Source organism: Streptococcus sp. k-628, from assembly GCF_013277475.1.
GTDB lineage: Bacteria > Bacillota > Bacilli > Lactobacillales > Streptococcaceae > Streptococcus.
On record NZ_VMMZ01000009.1, the window covers coordinates 12,368 to 26,248 of the forward strand.

At 43.0% G+C, this 13,881-nt stretch carries 20 protein-coding genes; 12 read left to right on the plus strand and 8 right to left on the minus strand.

All coding sequences use genetic code 11. The annotated features are described in order from the left end of the window. Positions 1-12: 12 nt before the first annotated feature. The 8 genes from queE to sstT form a co-directional block, all read right to left on the minus strand. Complete coding sequence (gene queE / locus HT730_RS01580; RefSeq protein WP_023938861.1) at positions 13-729, minus strand: 7-carboxy-7-deazaguanine synthase QueE; 717 nt, start codon at positions 727-729, stop codon at positions 13-15. Beyond that, positions 722-1,165, minus strand: a complete 444-nt coding sequence (gene queD / locus HT730_RS01585) for a 6-carboxytetrahydropterin synthase QueD (protein WP_173306594.1) — start codon at positions 1,163-1,165, stop codon at positions 722-724. The genes queE and queD overlap by 8 nt, the downstream gene beginning before the upstream one ends. Next, entirely contained in the window at positions 1,165-1,818 is a 654-nt protein-coding gene (gene queC / locus HT730_RS01590) for a 7-cyano-7-deazaguanine synthase QueC (RefSeq protein WP_173306595.1), read from the minus strand. The genes queD and queC overlap by 1 nt, the downstream gene beginning before the upstream one ends. A 201-nt stretch (positions 1,819-2,019) precedes the next feature. Next, entirely contained in the window at positions 2,020-2,334 is a 315-nt protein-coding gene (gene trxA, locus HT730_RS01595) for a thioredoxin (protein ID WP_001029579.1), read from the minus strand. Between the two features lie 15 nt (positions 2,335-2,349). Then, on the minus strand, positions 2,350-2,571 hold the full coding sequence (locus HT730_RS01600) for a DUF4649 family protein (RefSeq protein WP_000570253.1): 222 nt from the start codon (positions 2,569-2,571) through the stop codon (positions 2,350-2,352). 99 nt (positions 2,572-2,670) lie between these two features. Continuing rightward, the gene (locus tag HT730_RS01605) at positions 2,671-3,051 is read right to left on the minus strand and encodes a MarR family transcriptional regulator (protein WP_173306596.1); all 381 of its coding nucleotides are present in this window, start codon (positions 3,049-3,051) and stop codon (positions 2,671-2,673) included. Positions 3,052-3,193: 142 nt separating this feature from the next. Then, on the minus strand, positions 3,194-4,147 hold the full coding sequence (locus HT730_RS01610) for an aromatic acid exporter family protein (RefSeq protein WP_173306597.1): 954 nt from the start codon (positions 4,145-4,147) through the stop codon (positions 3,194-3,196). A 172-nt stretch (positions 4,148-4,319) separates the two neighbouring features. Further along, entirely contained in the window at positions 4,320-5,525 is a 1,206-nt protein-coding gene (gene sstT, locus HT730_RS01615) for a serine/threonine transporter SstT (protein ID WP_119943197.1), read from the minus strand. Positions 5,526-5,663: 138 nt separating this feature from the next. On the opposite strand from sstT, the gene HT730_RS01620 reads away from it, so the two are divergent. From HT730_RS01620 to HT730_RS01675, 12 genes are all read left to right on the plus strand, one after another. Then, positions 5,664-6,224: a mechanosensitive ion channel domain-containing protein gene (locus HT730_RS01620; protein ID WP_001168881.1), complete on the plus strand. Its 561-nt coding sequence runs from the start codon at positions 5,664-5,666 to the stop codon at positions 6,222-6,224. Between the two features lie 57 nt (positions 6,225-6,281). Beyond that, complete coding sequence (locus HT730_RS01625; RefSeq protein WP_173306598.1) at positions 6,282-7,187, plus strand: magnesium transporter CorA family protein; 906 nt, start codon at positions 6,282-6,284, stop codon at positions 7,185-7,187. Positions 7,188-7,203: 16 nt separating this feature from the next. Continuing rightward, positions 7,204-7,731 (plus strand): YqeG family HAD IIIA-type phosphatase, encoded by a 528-nt coding sequence (locus HT730_RS01630; protein ID WP_000963748.1) that lies wholly within the window; start codon positions 7,204-7,206, stop codon positions 7,729-7,731. 2 nt (positions 7,732-7,733) lie between these two features. Further along, complete coding sequence (gene yqeH, locus HT730_RS01635; RefSeq protein ID WP_173306599.1) at positions 7,734-8,840, plus strand: ribosome biogenesis GTPase YqeH; 1,107 nt, start codon at positions 7,734-7,736, stop codon at positions 8,838-8,840. A gap of 212 nt (positions 8,841-9,052) precedes the next feature. Further along, positions 9,053-9,364: a ribosome assembly RNA-binding protein YhbY gene (gene yhbY, locus HT730_RS01640; protein WP_000060169.1), complete on the plus strand. Its 312-nt coding sequence runs from the start codon at positions 9,053-9,055 to the stop codon at positions 9,362-9,364. A gap of 50 nt (positions 9,365-9,414) precedes the next feature. After that, positions 9,415-10,044: a nicotinate-nucleotide adenylyltransferase gene (locus HT730_RS01645; protein ID WP_009729842.1), complete on the plus strand. Its 630-nt coding sequence runs from the start codon at positions 9,415-9,417 to the stop codon at positions 10,042-10,044. Then, a complete protein-coding gene (yqeK, locus tag HT730_RS01650; protein WP_173306600.1) occupies positions 10,044-10,637 on the plus strand; it encodes a bis(5'-nucleosyl)-tetraphosphatase (symmetrical) YqeK in 594 nt (197 codons plus the stop codon). The genes HT730_RS01645 and yqeK overlap by 1 nt, the downstream gene beginning before the upstream one ends. After that, positions 10,638-10,991: a ribosome silencing factor gene (rsfS, locus tag HT730_RS01655; protein WP_094753151.1), complete on the plus strand. Its 354-nt coding sequence runs from the start codon at positions 10,638-10,640 to the stop codon at positions 10,989-10,991. Between the two features lie 111 nt (positions 10,992-11,102). Beyond that, on the plus strand, positions 11,103-11,843 hold the full coding sequence (locus HT730_RS01660; RefSeq protein ID WP_173306634.1) for a class I SAM-dependent methyltransferase: 741 nt from the start codon (positions 11,103-11,105) through the stop codon (positions 11,841-11,843). Between the two features lie 9 nt (positions 11,844-11,852). Beyond that, complete coding sequence (locus tag HT730_RS01665) at positions 11,853-12,950, plus strand: nucleotidyltransferase (RefSeq protein ID WP_173306601.1); 1,098 nt, start codon at positions 11,853-11,855, stop codon at positions 12,948-12,950. Between the two features lie 237 nt (positions 12,951-13,187). Continuing rightward, positions 13,188-13,442, plus strand: a complete 255-nt coding sequence (locus tag HT730_RS01670; RefSeq protein ID WP_173306602.1) for a type II toxin-antitoxin system Phd/YefM family antitoxin — start codon at positions 13,188-13,190, stop codon at positions 13,440-13,442. Between the two features lie 3 nt (positions 13,443-13,445). Then, positions 13,446-13,700: a Txe/YoeB family addiction module toxin gene (locus tag HT730_RS01675; protein ID WP_173306603.1), complete on the plus strand. Its 255-nt coding sequence runs from the start codon at positions 13,446-13,448 to the stop codon at positions 13,698-13,700. Positions 13,701-13,881: the final 181 nt, after the last annotated feature.

The window sequence follows — 13,881 nt, forward strand, 5'->3', positions numbered from 1 at the left end:
TTCTTTCTAATTTTAAACACCACGTTGATTATCGTAGAGGAGGGTATGGAGTTGAGGAAGGACGCGGACATTGCCCCAGCTATCGTCAGCAGCGATGCGTTCCCAGAGTTCTTTAAGGCGGTCTAGTTGGTCTTGGACAATATTGCCTGTGGCCTTGGGCTCAGGATTTCCAGCTGATAAGAAGAGAACATCTGGTTGGTAGCGCTCTTGTATGCCTCTGGCAAAGGCTAAATCTGCATCGTCAAAGACAGGAATTTTAAAGGTGACTTTATCTGGATCCAATTGGGAAACGATAAAGTCCAGGGTCTCAAAGTTGACTTCCATCTTGGATGAAGGAGGTTTGGGACTGAGGGTGACCTGGTCGATGTCTTTCAACCAATTTTGCCAGCGGGAGCCTTGGGTCTCAACAGCTAGAGTGACACCACGTTCCTTGAGTTTAGTGACGAGTTCAGCCATGTTAGCTGCTAGGATAGCAGGATTTCCCCCAGATAGGGTGACGTAGTCGTAGCTCCCCAATTTATCCAAGGCAGCAATGACCTCGTCAGCTGTCATACGAGTTGGCTTTTCAGAGCCATCCCAAGTAAAGGCAGAATCGCACCAGTCGCAGTGGTAGTCGCAACCTGCAGTGCGGACAAACATGGTTTTCTGCCCAATAGCACGGCCTTCGCCTTGAAAGGTTGGCCCAAAAATTTCCAGAACTGGTAGTTTGAGGACACGTTCCCTAGTCATCTAACCACTCCCGTCTAAACTCTGCAAAGGCAGTCGGAGTCTCATAGAGGCGAACGTATTCCAAACGGAGACCGCGCTCGTCTGGCAACTCTTGACTCATGGTTTGGAAAATCCAGTAAACCATATTTTCAGCAGTCGTGTTCATATAGGGAAGAGTCTCATTGAGATAGCGATGATCCAAGTGGGGCTCTAAGTAGTTCTTGTAGATCGCTTTGATGTCTCCGAAATCGTAGGTCATACCCCGTTCATCTAAAAATCCACTGACAGTAATCTGCAAATGATAGGTGTGGCCGTGCAGGGATTTGCATTTTCCCTCATAGTGAAAGAGGTGATGGGCAGCATCAAAGGTAAATTCTTTTGATACCAAGGTTCTGTGAGGATTGTAGACAAGAGACTCTCCAGTTTCCTGTTTGATTTCTTTGGGTGCAAAAAACATTAGGCTTCTCCTTTCTGTGAGAGATAAACATCTAAACCATGTTGACGTAGGTGGCAGGCTGGACAATCTCCGCAGCCACTCCCGATAATTCCGTTGTAGCAGGTTAAGGTCTTTTCACGAACATAGTCAAAGGCACCGAGTTTGTCAGCTAATTCCCAAGTTTCAGCCTTGTCCAGCCACATGAGAGGTGTTTGGATAACAAAGTCGTAATCCATGGCAAGGTTGAGGGTGACATTGAGGGATTTGACAAAGACATCCCGACAGTCAGGGTAGCCTGAGAAGTCTGTCTCGCAGACACCTGTCACGATATCTTTAATGCCCCGTTGCTTAGCAAGAACTGCCGCAAAGGATAGAAAGAGGTGGTTGCGACCGTCAACGAAGGTGTTGGGAACCTCTCCCTCTTTTTGCTCAATCTCCAAATCAGAAGTCAAGGCATTTTCAGTGATTTGTCCCAGCAGAGACATATCTAGGATGTGATGGCGAATGCCCTGTTCCTTAGCGATTTCTTGGGCAACTTGAATTTCGAGATGGTGACGTTGACCGTAGGCAAAGGTAACGGCTTCGACTGTTTCATAGTGTTCTTTAGCCCAAAAGAGGCAGGTTGTAGAATCTTGACCGCCACTAAAGACGACCAAGGCAGATTGACGTTTCATAGTACTCCTTCCAAAATGGGAAATGTTCAGAGCACGCAAAAAGCTCCCTTGAGGGAGCTAAAAAATACCAAGTCAAGGTTTTTTTTAGCGATGGCATTTCCCAAACATCGTAATATTCTACTTACAGTCTAGCATATTTTTTGAAAAATGGCAAAGGCCAAGAAAAAAGAGACCAAAGCAAGTACTTGGTCTCTAGTGTGATTAACTCAATTCAGCAACGATAGCCTTGATTTGGTCTGCTGTGTGAACACCAGCAACTTGTTTGACAACTTGGCCGTCTTTTTTGAAGAGAAGAGTTGGGATAGACATGATTCCAAAAGCACGAGCTGTGTTTGGATTTTCATCAACGTCCATTTTAACGATTTTCAAAACATCTTCTGAAAGTTCTTCAGACAATTTGTCCAAGATTGGACCTTGCATACGACATGGACCACACCAAGTTGCCCAGAAGTCTACTAAGACCAAACCGTCTTTTGTTTCTTGTTCGAATGTTGCATCTGTAATTGCTTTTGCCATTGTATTTCTCCTTTTTTAGTTATATTGGCTTAAATCTTGTTTCTTGAGATAGAAGAAGATGTCTCCGTAAGTCCCATGGTAGTCCAAATCATGACCCTTATAGGTTAATTTTTGGACAGGGTAGTAGTCTGCGACGCCGATAAGGCAAGCTTGTTGCGAACGATCAAAGTCTTCATAAGACTCGAAAGTCACAGTTCTTTCGTTCTTGCTGGCATCTAAATAGGTGATTTCAATCATGTTTAAAACTCCTTTGTTTGATGATGACTTTATTTTACTCCTTGTAGAAGAGAATGTCAAGAAAAATGATTGCGCACGCAACTTTTTTCTAAAATCATCTCAAATCAAGAAATCCAAACCAGTTTCCAAGCTTTCTTCGACAGCCTTTTGTAGCGAGGCCAGTGTCTTTTGCCCATCACTTGTCAGGCAGATAAAACTAGAGCGTCGATCTTGATGGCAACACATGCGACTGAGTAGACCGCAATTTTTAGCTTCCAAGCGAGCCACCATCCGAGAAACAGCGCTCGGGCTCAGATGAAGCTTATCTGGCAGGTCAATCTGTCGTAGAGATTTTTCTTCAGCCAAGTCCAGATAGTAGAGCAGATAAAACTCTTTCAAGGTCAGACTTTGTTCGCTTTGCTGGGCAATAGTCTCTTCCAAGAGACTTTCAATTTCTTTCTGACGCCGATTGAAGTCAAACCATTTTTCCAAATAGGTCATAGTATCTCCTTTCTTTTTAGAGTTGTAAATAGAAGAAAGTCCATTCACGGACAGTCTCTGCATCACAAGATGATTGCGCATGCAATAATTATACTACTTTTCAAAAGAGCTGGCAAGCTCTGTTTTTTAGTGGTTTTCTTTTTTACTGTCCATATTTTTGGTAAAAATCAACTTTTACTTGGATGAATGTTTTGGCTTCACGTAGGAGTTGAAGAAGGGTGGCGCGGGTTTCAAATTCGTCTCTTGTCTTGGGTAGACTGCGGTTACGGAAGACTTCCAGATAGCGTTCGATTTCATCTAGCAAATCAGAAGCAGGATTGGTCTGGCTCAGTTGACCTGCAATTTTTGAAAAGAGTTGCGCTAAAATTAGGCTTTCACTGGCAGCTAGGTGACAGGTGTTAATTTGCTGGGCCATATTTCGCAGGATACGACTTTGTCGCTGTCTCATCTCAAAGTAGTGGATATGGTAGTCGGTCTGGTGAAAGAGGTGGTCAGAGTGATCCAAATAGACCAGTCTGAGGGCTTCTTCCAAAAGTGTGTCTAATTCTGCTACCAGCTGTGCTCGGTTGCGTCCGTCTCCTCTGGATAAATAGTATTTGAAGCGCTGGAGGATATCTTTTAACTTTTCTTCCACCAATGTGTGGTAGTGCTGGATTTCCTCTTCTCGTGAAGGCATGTAGAGATTGACCAGTAAAGCAAATCCTGTACCGATAGCAAAGAGAAAGAATTCATTGACTAGAAGGTCTGGGGAGGTTGATTCTTGAATCAAGAGATGGCTAACCAAAACAGTGCTTGGTGTGATGCCAATTTCCCAGCCCATCTTGTAGGCTAGAGGCACATAGAAGGCAAGATAGAGGCCAAGGCTCCAGATATGAAATCCGCTCAAGTGAAAAGCTAGAACACTGAGAGCCAGAGCTAGGAGCATGGAAAAGAGTCGATTGCGAGCCAGTTTTAAGGTACTTCTACGCGTATCAGATAGGCTCAAGAGAGCGATAATTCCGGCCGAAACTGCTGAGGAAAGATTGAGAAAATAAGCAAGAAAACAGGCAAGACAGGTAGCTAAGATGAGCTTGGTCGTACGTTGGCTAATAGACATAAGAATTTCCTGATAATACTCAATGAAAATCAAAGAGCAAACTAGGAAGCTAGCCGTAGGCAGTACTTGAGTACGGCAAGGCGAAGCTGACGTGGTTTGAAGAGATTTTCGAAGAGTATAAGTTAGAATAAAAGAGCAAAAGACAAAACCTGAGCAGGCTTGCCTTTATGAGTTATTTTTTACGGGCTGCTGCGTATTCGGCAACGGCGGTAAAGAGGACATCTGTAGAAGAGTTAAGGGCTGTTTCACATGAGTCTTGGATGACACCAATCACAAATCCAACCCCAACAACTTGCATGGCAATATCGTTAGAAATACCGAAAAGGCTACAAGCAACTGGGATGAGAAGGAGGGAACCGCCAGCGATACCAGAAGCACCGCAGGCTGAGATAGCTGCTACTACACTGAGGACAAAGGCTGTCGCAAAGTCAACAGGAATTCCAAGAGTGTTAACTGCAGCAAGGGTCAAAACGTTAATGGTAATCGCTGCCCCTGCCATGTTGATAGTAGAACCAAGTGGGATAGAAACAGAATAGGTATCTGGGTTTAGTCCAAGGTCATGGCAGAGTTTCATGTTTACAGGAATGTTAGCCGCAGAACTACGAGTGAAGAAGGCTGTCACACCGCTGACACGAAGGCAGTTCCAAACTAGAGGGTAAGGATTGCGTCTCATAAAGAAGAAGGCAATCAAAGGGTTGACCACAAGGGCAACAAAAAGCATAGTCGTTACTAATAGAACCAATAAAATACCGTAGTTGGCAAGGCTTCCGATTCCCTTGTCAGAAATGGTTTTAAAAACAAGGCCAAGGATTCCAAATGGAGCCAGGTTGATGATCCATTCGACAATTTTAGAAGTCACGTCAGCGATAGTTTTTAGCAATTCTTTACTATTTTTGCTGGCTTCTCTCATAGCAATCCCGAAAACAACTGCCCAAGATAGGATACCGATGTAGTTGGCAGTAATGAGGGCATTGACTGGATTGTCAACCAGTTTGAGCAAGAGGTTGCTGAGGACTTGTCCAATCCCATCTGGTGGAGCAATTTCAGTATTGGCACTATTTAGGGTAATTTCAATAGGGACGATGAAACTTGCTAGTACAGCTACAAGAGCAGCGGCGAAAGTCCCTAGGATATACAAGAAAATAACAGTTTTCATATTGCTATCTTGCCCCTTTTGATGTTGGGAAAGGGCATTGGCAACGAGGGCAAAGACTAGGATAGGAGCAACAGCTTTTAGACCTCCAACGAATAAGTCCCCGAGTAGCCCAATCCCTGAGAGATTAGGAAGGGTCAGTCCTAGGATTCCCCCACAAAGCATACCAATCAAGATACGCTTGACAAGGCTTGCCTTGTTCCAAGCATGAATGATTCTTTTCATAATAATCTCCTTTTTGTGTAGTGATTATGATTATAGTATAAATGATAGACAAAATCAAGAATTTTCTGTCTATTTTTTGAATATTTATGGAGAATGAGACTGATGAAAATATGGTATAATGAAATAAAGGAGTTTTATATGCAAAAATTTATTCAAGCTTATATTGAAAAGCTAGATGTGACAACCATTATCGAGAATATTCTAACCAAGATTATTTCTCTTTTACTGCTTTTGATTGTATTTTATATTGCTAAAAAAATGCTTCATACCATGGTACAGAGAATTGTCAAACCTTCTCTAAAAATGTCTCATCATGATGTCGGGCGTCAAAAGACTATTGCGCGTTTACTAGAAAATGTGTTTAATTATACGCTATATTTCTTTTTACTCTACTGTATTTTATCGATTTTAGGCTTACCTGTATCTAGTTTGTTGGCTGGAGCTGGGATTGCTGGGGTGGCGATTGGGATGGGAGCCCAAGGTTTTCTGTCTGATGTCATCAATGGCTTTTTCATCCTCTTTGAACGTCAACTGGATGTGGGAGATGAGGTCGTTCTGACAAATGGCCCCATTACTGTATCGGGTAAGGTTGTCAGTGTGGGAATTCGTACGACACAGCTTCGTAGTGAGGAGCAAGCTCTTCACTTTGTCCCTAACCGAAATATCACGGTTGTTAGCAATTTCTCACGCACAGACTAGCCCTGTTATTTTAAGTAATTTGTGGTACAATAGAAAGAGTTTGGTAAAGGAGAGAAGATGTTTTTAGAAAAACAGTTGGGCAATGGTTGTACCTGGATTAACCTAGATTTAGACAAGTTGAAAAAACTAGAGGACCTTTCTGAAATCTACGGTCTGGACAAGGAAACCATTGAATACGCACTGGATAGGAATGAACGTGCCCACATGGACTACCACCGTGAAAGTGGGACGGTTACCTTTATTTATAATGTTCTTGATTTAGAAAAAGACAAAGAATATTATGAAGCGATTCCGATGACCTTTATCGTTGAAAAACAACGAATGATTACCATCAGCAACCATAAGAATGCTTATGTCATTGATCAGATGTCAGCTTATCTGGATAGCCATGAGTCGCTTTCTATTTACAAGTTTCTCTTTTCTGGTTTAGAGATTATCAGTAACGCTTATTATCCTGTCATTGAAGAGATGGATAAAAGTAAGGACGAAATTAGTGCCTTGCTACGTCAAACTACAACAAAGAAAAATCTATTCGCCCTCTCTGACTTGGAGACTGGTATGGTTTACTTGACAGCAGCAGCAAAACAAAATCGACTCCTCTTGGAACATATCCAGGGCCATGCTCTTTATCGGAGATTTAATGATGTCGAACGAGAGCAGTTTGATGATGCCATGATTGAAGCCCATCAGTTGGTGTCTATGACAGACTTGATTTCTCAAGTCTTGCAACAACTCTCAGCTTCTTACAACAACATCCTAAACAATAACTTGAATGATAGTTTGACAATTTTGACTATTGTCTCCGTCTTACTAGCAGTACTTGCGGTTATTACAGGTTTCTTCGGAATGAATGTTCCTCTACCATTTACAGAAGAGCCAAATGCTTGGATTTATATCTTAATGGCTAGCTTGATTTTATGGGCAGCCTTATCTCAATGGCTGAAGAAAATTACTAGAAAATAAAAGAGAAGGAGCCAGAATGGCGATTGAAAATTACATGCCAGATTTTGCTGTGGAAGCAGTCTATGATCTGACAGTCCCAAGCCTGCAGGCGCAGGGAATCAAGGCTGTTTTGGTCGATTTGGATAATACCCTCATTGCTTGGAATAACCCTGATGGGACGCCAGAGATGAAGCAATGGCTACATGATCTTCGGGACGCGGGCATTCGCATTATCGTAGTCTCAAATAACACTAAGAAACGCGTCCAAAGAGCAGTTGAGAAGTTTGGAATTGATTACGTCTATTGGGCTCTGAAACCCTTCACATTTGGGATTGACCGTGCCATGAAGGAATTCCACTATGAGAAAAGCGAAGTGGTCATGGTTGGCGACCAGCTCATGACAGATATACGAGCAGCCCACCGTGCTGGCATTCGCTCGATTTTAGTCAAACCCTTGGTCCAACATGACTCGATTAAAACACAGATTAACCGAGCTCGTGAGCGTCGTGTCATGCGAAAAATCACTGAAAAGTACGGACCGATTACATATAAAAAAGGAATTTAACTATGGAAGAAATTCTCTGTATTGGTTGTGGAGCAACCATTCAGACGACAGACAAGGCTGGTCTTGGATTTACTCCCCAGTCGGCACTTGAAAAAGGTTTGGAGACTGGCGAAGTCTATTGCCAACGCTGTTTCCGTCTCCGCCACTATAATGAGATCACGGATGTTCAGTTGACAGACGATGATTTCCTCAAGCTCTTACACGAGGTGGGAGACAGTGATTCCTTAGTGGTCAATGTCATTGATATCTTTGACTTTAATGGCTCTGTCATCCCAGGCTTGCCACGTTTTGTATCAGGTAATGATGTCCTCTTGGTTGGGAATAAAAAAGATATCCTACCTAAGTCAGTTAAACCGGGCAAGATTAGCCAGTGGCTCATGGAGCGTGCTCACGAAGAAGGTCTTCGCCCTGTTGATGTCGTCCTGACTTCAGCACAAAACAAGCATGCCATTAAGGAAGTCATTGACAAGATTGAACACTACCGTAAGGGCCGTGATGTCTATGTGGTTGGTGTAACCAACGTTGGAAAATCAACCCTTATCAATGCTATTATCCAAGAAATCACGGGTGATCAGAATGTCATTACGACTTCGCGTTTCCCAGGGACAACCTTGGACAAGATTGATATTCCGCTTGACGACGGCTCTTATATCTACGATACACCGGGAATCATCCATCGTCACCAAATGGCTCATTACTTGACGGCCAAAAACCTCAAGTATGTCAGCCCTAAAAAGGAAATCAAGCCTAAAACCTATCAGCTCAATCCTGAACAAACCCTGTTTTTAGGAGGTCTCGGACGCTTTGACTTCATTACAGGTGAGAAGCAAGGTTTCACTGCCTTCTTTGACAATGAACTCAAACTACACCGTACCAAATTAGAAGGTGCTAGTGACTTTTATGATAAGCACGTCGGAACCCTTCTAACACCACCAAATAGTAAGGAAAAAGAAGAATTTCCTAAACTGGTTGAGCATGTATTTAACATCAAGGATAAGACAGACCTAGTCATCTCAGGACTAGGTTGGATCCGAGTAACAGGCACCGCCAAAGTCGCCGTCTGGGCACCAGAAGGCGTCGCCGTCGTCACACGAAAAGCAATTATTTAAAGTAAAATCGCTGAGCGAACAAAGTGAGCTCATATAGCGATAGTTATTGCCGTGGTGTTTTGCCAATCTGTAGATTGGCAAGGGGCACAATTGAGACCAAGGCTCAATTGTGAGGTCAGGAAATCCATTTTTCAAAGATGAGATCTTTGGAAAATTAGTTCCGACCGTCCCTCACCACCTAAGATAACTATCAAAAAAACAAGGAAGAAATTATGTCATTAACATCAAAACAACGTGCCTTCCTCAACAGCCAGGCACACACCCTCAAACCTATCATCCAAATCGGGAAAAATGGACTCAACGACCAAATCAAAACCAGCGTCCGTCAAGCTCTTGACGCCCGTGAATTGATCAAGGTTACTCTTTTGCAAAATACCGATGAAAATATCCACGAAGTAGCTGAAATCTTGGAAGAAGAAATCGGTGTGGATACAGTCCAAAAAATCGGACGCATCTTGATTTTGTTTAAACAGTCTAGCAAGAAAGAAAATCGCAAGATTTCTAAAAAAGTCAAAGAAATCTAAAAACCTACTCCAAATAACTGTTTATACAGAGAAATAAAGGAGACTAGCCTATGGCAATCGAATTATTGACTCCCTTTACCAAGGTAGAGTTGGAGCCAGAAATCAAGGAGAAAAAACGCAAACAAGTCGGGATTTTAGGGGGGAATTTTAACCCTGTTCACAATGCCCATCTGATCGTTGCGGACCAAGTACGGCAACAGTTGGGATTGGACCAGGTTCTGCTCATGCCTGAATACCAACCTCCTCATGTTGATAAAAAGGAAACCATCCCTGAACACCACCGTCTCAAGATGCTTGAGTTGGCGATTGAGGGGATTGAAGGCTTAGCCATTGAAACAATTGAATTGGAGCGCAAGGGCATTTCCTACACCTACGACACCATGAAGATTTTGACAGAGCAACATCCAGATACGGATTATTACTTTATCATTGGTGCCGATATGGTGGACTATCTGCCTAAATGGTACCGAATTGATGAGCTGGTTGACATGGTTCAGTTTGTGGGGGTTCAGCGCCCGCGCTACAAGGCTGGAACTTCCTATCCAGTTATCTGGGTGGATGTGCCTCTCATGGATATCTCATCCAGCATGGTGCGTGACTTCATTGCTCAAGGTCGGAAACCCAACTTTCTCCTACCTCAGCCTGTGCTGGACTACATCGAGAAGGAGGGGCTCTACTGATGGCCTATCAAGACTATATCAACTGTTCCCGTGAGGCTTTGTTGGAAAAAATGGCAGAGCTTCTACCTGAAAAACGTTTAACCCACTGTTTGGGTGTGGAGCGTGCAGCCATAGAACTAGCAGAGAGATTTGGAGTAGATGGTGAGAAGGCAGGTCTAGCAGGCCTTCTTCATGACTATGCTAAGAAGCTGTCAGATCAGGAATTTTTAGACTTGATTGACCGTTATCAGCTAGACCCTGACCTCAAAAACTGGGGCAATAATGTCTGGCATGGTATGGTGGGTATATACAAAATTCAGGAAGATTTGAATTTGCAAGACTCTGAAATCCTGCGAGCTATTGAAATCCATACAGTCGGTGCTGACCAGATGACAGACCTAGATAAAGTCATCTACGTCGCAGACTATATCGAGCATAATCGAGCCTTTCCTGGAGTAGATGTGGCACGTGAGATTGCTGAGCTATCGCTCAATAAGGCAGTGGCCTACGAAACAGCTCGTACCGTGGAGCATCTAGCTCATCAGAGATTCCCTATCTATCCCCAAACCCTTGAAACCTATAACGCCTTTGTGCACTATTTGAAAGAGGACTAAATGAACGAAAAAGAATTACTAGAACTAGTCGTGAAAGCGGCTGATGAGAAACGTGCGGAGGATATCCTCGCACTTGATGTACAAGATTTGACTAGCGTGACGGATTACTTTGTTATTACTAGTTCAATGAATAGCCGTCAGTTGGATGCTATCGCTGATAATATCCGTGAAAAAGTAGCGGAAGCAGGATTTAAAGGCAGTCATGTCGAAGGCGACGCAGCTGGAGGTTGGGTCTTGCTGGACCTTGGTGGTGTCGTTGTGCATGTCTTTTCAGAAGAAATGCGTGCCCACTATAATCTCGAAAAACTATGGCATGAGGCAGACTCAGTAGATATTTCAGAAGCTCTTGCTTAGAAGATGAACTCAGTTGTAGTCAACTGGGTTTCTTTACTTATTTTAGAAGAAAATGGATAGAAAGGTATAGGGCGAGTGGTGTTTGCCATGGAAGCTCTTGGTATCATGATTATGGCGACTTATGAAACCTTTGCGGCGGTCTATGATGCGGTTATGGACGATAGTTTATATGATAAATGGACGGACTTTTCTCTGCGTCATTTGCCTAAGACCAAGGAGAGAAAGAAACTCTTGGAATTGGCTTGTGGGACAGGAATTCAATCTGTGCGCTTCTCTCAGGCTGGTTTTGATGTGACTGGTCTTGATTTGAGTGCGGATATGTTGAAGATTGCTGAGAAGAGAGCTGCTTCAGCCAAACAAAAGATTGACTTTATTGAAGGCAATATGCTGGATTTGTCCAAGGCAGGTCAATATGATTTTGTCACTTGTTATTCGGACTCAATCTGCTATATGCAAGATGAGGTGGAAGTAGGAGACGTTTTTAAGGAAGTCTATAATGTCCTCAATGAAGACGGAGTTTTCATCTTTGACGTGCATTCGACTTACCAGACGGATGAAATTTTTCCAGGCTATTCCTACCATGAAAATGCGGAAGATTTCGCTATGCTTTGGGATACCTACGAGGATGTAGCGCCTCACTCTATCGTTCATGAGCTGACCTTCTTTATCAAGGAGGCTGACGGTTCCTTTAGTCGTCACGATGAAGTGCATGAGGAGCGGACCTATGAGGTCTTGACCTATGATATTTTGCTGGAACAGGCTGGATTCAAGTACTTCAAACTCTATGCGGACTTTGAGGACAAGGAGCCGACAGAAACCAGTACCCGTTGGTTTTTTGTCGCGCAGAAGTAGGAGATTATCATGACCATCACAGGTATTATCGCGGAGTTTAATCCTTTTCATAATGGGCACAAATACCTGCTGGATCAGGCAGAGGGGTTGAAAATCGTAGCCATGTCTGGGAATTTCATGCAGCGTGGAGAGCCTGCAATTGTGGACAAGTGGAAACGGTCCCAGATGGCGCTGGAAAATGGAGCGGATCTGGTAGTAGAATTGCCCTTTTTAGTCAGTGTTCAGGCGGCAGATTTCTTTGGCCAAGGAGCTGTGGATATCTTGGCTCGGTTGGGCATTGATAGCCTAGTTTTTGGGACAGAAGAAGCTCTGGATTACCAGAAAATCGCTGACTTATACACAGAGCAAGGTGATGAGATGGAGAGTTTTGTGGAAAATCTGCCTGATTCTCTCTCCTATCCTCAGAAAACTCAAGCCATGTGGAAGGAATTTGCAGATCTTGATTTTTCAGGCAATACGCCCAATCATGTTCTTGCTCTTGCTTATGCCAAGGCGGTTGCAGGACGAAATATCAAGCTGCATCCAATTCAGCGTCAGGGGGCAGGTTATCATTCTGTGGACAAGGATGTGGACTTTGCCTCGGCGACAGCCCTTCGTCAGCACCAGAAGGACCAAGATTTCTTAGAACGCTTTATGCCTTCTGTTACCCTTTTTGAGCAGGCCAGTAAGGTGAACTGGGAAGACTATTTTCCCTTGCTCCATTATCAAATCTTGTCAAATCCCGACCTAACTACCATCTATCAGGTCAATCAAGAAATGGTAGTACGCATTAAGGAAGCCATCAAGACAGCCCAGTCTGTGGAAGACTTGGTTAAGGCGGTTGCGACCAAGCGTTACACCAAGGCGCGTGTCAGACGCCTCTTGACCTATATCTTGGTGCAGGCTAGAGAAAATAACTTGCCAGAAGGGATTCATGTCCTTGGATTTACTGAAAAAGGCAGGCAACATCTCAAATCTTTGAAAGGTCAGGTCAGTCTAGTCAGCCGAATTGGCAAAGAACCCTGGGATGTCATGACTCAAAAGGCAGACCAGATTTACCAACTGGGAAAGTCAAGTATAGCAGAGCAGAATTTTGGAAGAGTGCCGATAAGAATAGAAATAAACTAAGTCTACTGAAAGGTAGGCTTTTTGAGATTTTTTACGAATAATACTCTTCGAAAATCAAATTCAAACCGCGTCAACGTCGCCTTGCCGTACTCAAGTACAGCCTGCGGTTAGTTTCCTAGTTTGCTCTTTGATTTTCATTGAGTATAAATAGATAGAAAAGAAAATCTTGTACAAGTTCCTGACAATTTCTTTCTTTTTGTGTATAATAGTGGAAAAGAGGTAAAATGAGGTATGGTTATGGAAACAGTCCTTTACTCAACATTCCGAAATCATTTAAAAGACTATATGAAGAAGGCAAATGATGAATTTGAGCCTTTGACGGTGGTCAATAAAAATCCTGATGAGGATATTGTTGTCCTTTCAAAGAGCGAGTGGGATAGTATTCAAGAAACCCTAAGAATCGCTCAAAACAAGGCACTATCTGACAAGGTCTTGCTAGGAATGGCTCAAGTTCGTGCTGGAAGCACTCAGGTCCATGTGAGTGAGGAGTGATGAATGCTACTCAAGTTTACAGAAGATGCCTGGGCAGATTATTGCTACTGGCAAACTCAGGACAAGAAAACGTTAAAAAGAATCAATAAACTAATCAAGGATATTCAACGTGATCCCTTTACAGGAATAGGTAAACCAGAACCACTCAAGTATGATTACCAAGGAGCCTGGTCACGGCGTATTGATGCAGAAAATCGCTTGATTTATATGATTGATGGAGATAGCATCGCTTTCTTGTCCTTCAAAGATTACTACTAAGTTTACTGAAAAGTAGGCTTTTTTATTTTAGAAATTTTAGCTAGCAAATTGAAGATAAAATTTTTTGGAGAATATCAGATTTCCTAAGATAAAAAAAGAAAAGAAGTTTAGTATAGCGATCACAATTTTTGTCCTTGAATCCGCTTTATAACTCTTATTTTGTGGTATAATGAAGAGAATT

Coding starts and splice junctions, on each gene's coding strand:
- queE (WP_023938861.1), bottom strand. CDS start 729: ATGACTAGGGAACGTGTCCTCAAACTACCAGTTCTGGAAATTTTTGGG.
- queD (WP_173306594.1), bottom strand. CDS start 1,165: ATGTTTTTTGCACCCAAAGAAATCAAACAGGAAACTGGAGAGTCTCTT.
- queC (WP_173306595.1), bottom strand. CDS start 1,818: ATGAAACGTCAATCTGCCTTGGTCGTCTTTAGTGGCGGTCAAGATTCT.
- trxA (WP_001029579.1), bottom strand. CDS start 2,334: ATGGCAAAAGCAATTACAGATGCAACATTCGAACAAGAAACAAAAGAC.
- HT730_RS01600 (WP_000570253.1), bottom strand. CDS start 2,571: ATGATTGAAATCACCTATTTAGATGCCAGCAAGAACGAAAGAACTGTG.
- HT730_RS01605 (WP_173306596.1), bottom strand. CDS start 3,051: ATGACCTATTTGGAAAAATGGTTTGACTTCAATCGGCGTCAGAAAGAA.
- HT730_RS01610 (WP_173306597.1), bottom strand. CDS start 4,147: ATGTCTATTAGCCAACGTACGACCAAGCTCATCTTAGCTACCTGTCTT.
- sstT (WP_119943197.1), bottom strand. CDS start 5,525: ATGAAAAGAATCATTCATGCTTGGAACAAGGCAAGCCTTGTCAAGCGT.
- HT730_RS01620 (WP_001168881.1), top strand. CDS start 5,664: ATGCAAAAATTTATTCAAGCTTATATTGAAAAGCTAGATGTGACAACC.
- HT730_RS01625 (WP_173306598.1), top strand. CDS start 6,282: ATGTTTTTAGAAAAACAGTTGGGCAATGGTTGTACCTGGATTAACCTA.
- HT730_RS01630 (WP_000963748.1), top strand. CDS start 7,204: ATGGCGATTGAAAATTACATGCCAGATTTTGCTGTGGAAGCAGTCTAT.
- yqeH (WP_173306599.1), top strand. CDS start 7,734: ATGGAAGAAATTCTCTGTATTGGTTGTGGAGCAACCATTCAGACGACA.
- yhbY (WP_000060169.1), top strand. CDS start 9,053: ATGTCATTAACATCAAAACAACGTGCCTTCCTCAACAGCCAGGCACAC.
- HT730_RS01645 (WP_009729842.1), top strand. CDS start 9,415: ATGGCAATCGAATTATTGACTCCCTTTACCAAGGTAGAGTTGGAGCCA.
- yqeK (WP_173306600.1), top strand. CDS start 10,044: ATGGCCTATCAAGACTATATCAACTGTTCCCGTGAGGCTTTGTTGGAA.
- rsfS (WP_094753151.1), top strand. CDS start 10,638: ATGAACGAAAAAGAATTACTAGAACTAGTCGTGAAAGCGGCTGATGAG.
- HT730_RS01660 (WP_173306634.1), top strand. CDS start 11,103: ATGGCGACTTATGAAACCTTTGCGGCGGTCTATGATGCGGTTATGGAC.
- HT730_RS01665 (WP_173306601.1), top strand. CDS start 11,853: ATGACCATCACAGGTATTATCGCGGAGTTTAATCCTTTTCATAATGGG.
- HT730_RS01670 (WP_173306602.1), top strand. CDS start 13,188: ATGGAAACAGTCCTTTACTCAACATTCCGAAATCATTTAAAAGACTAT.
- HT730_RS01675 (WP_173306603.1), top strand. CDS start 13,446: ATGCTACTCAAGTTTACAGAAGATGCCTGGGCAGATTATTGCTACTGG.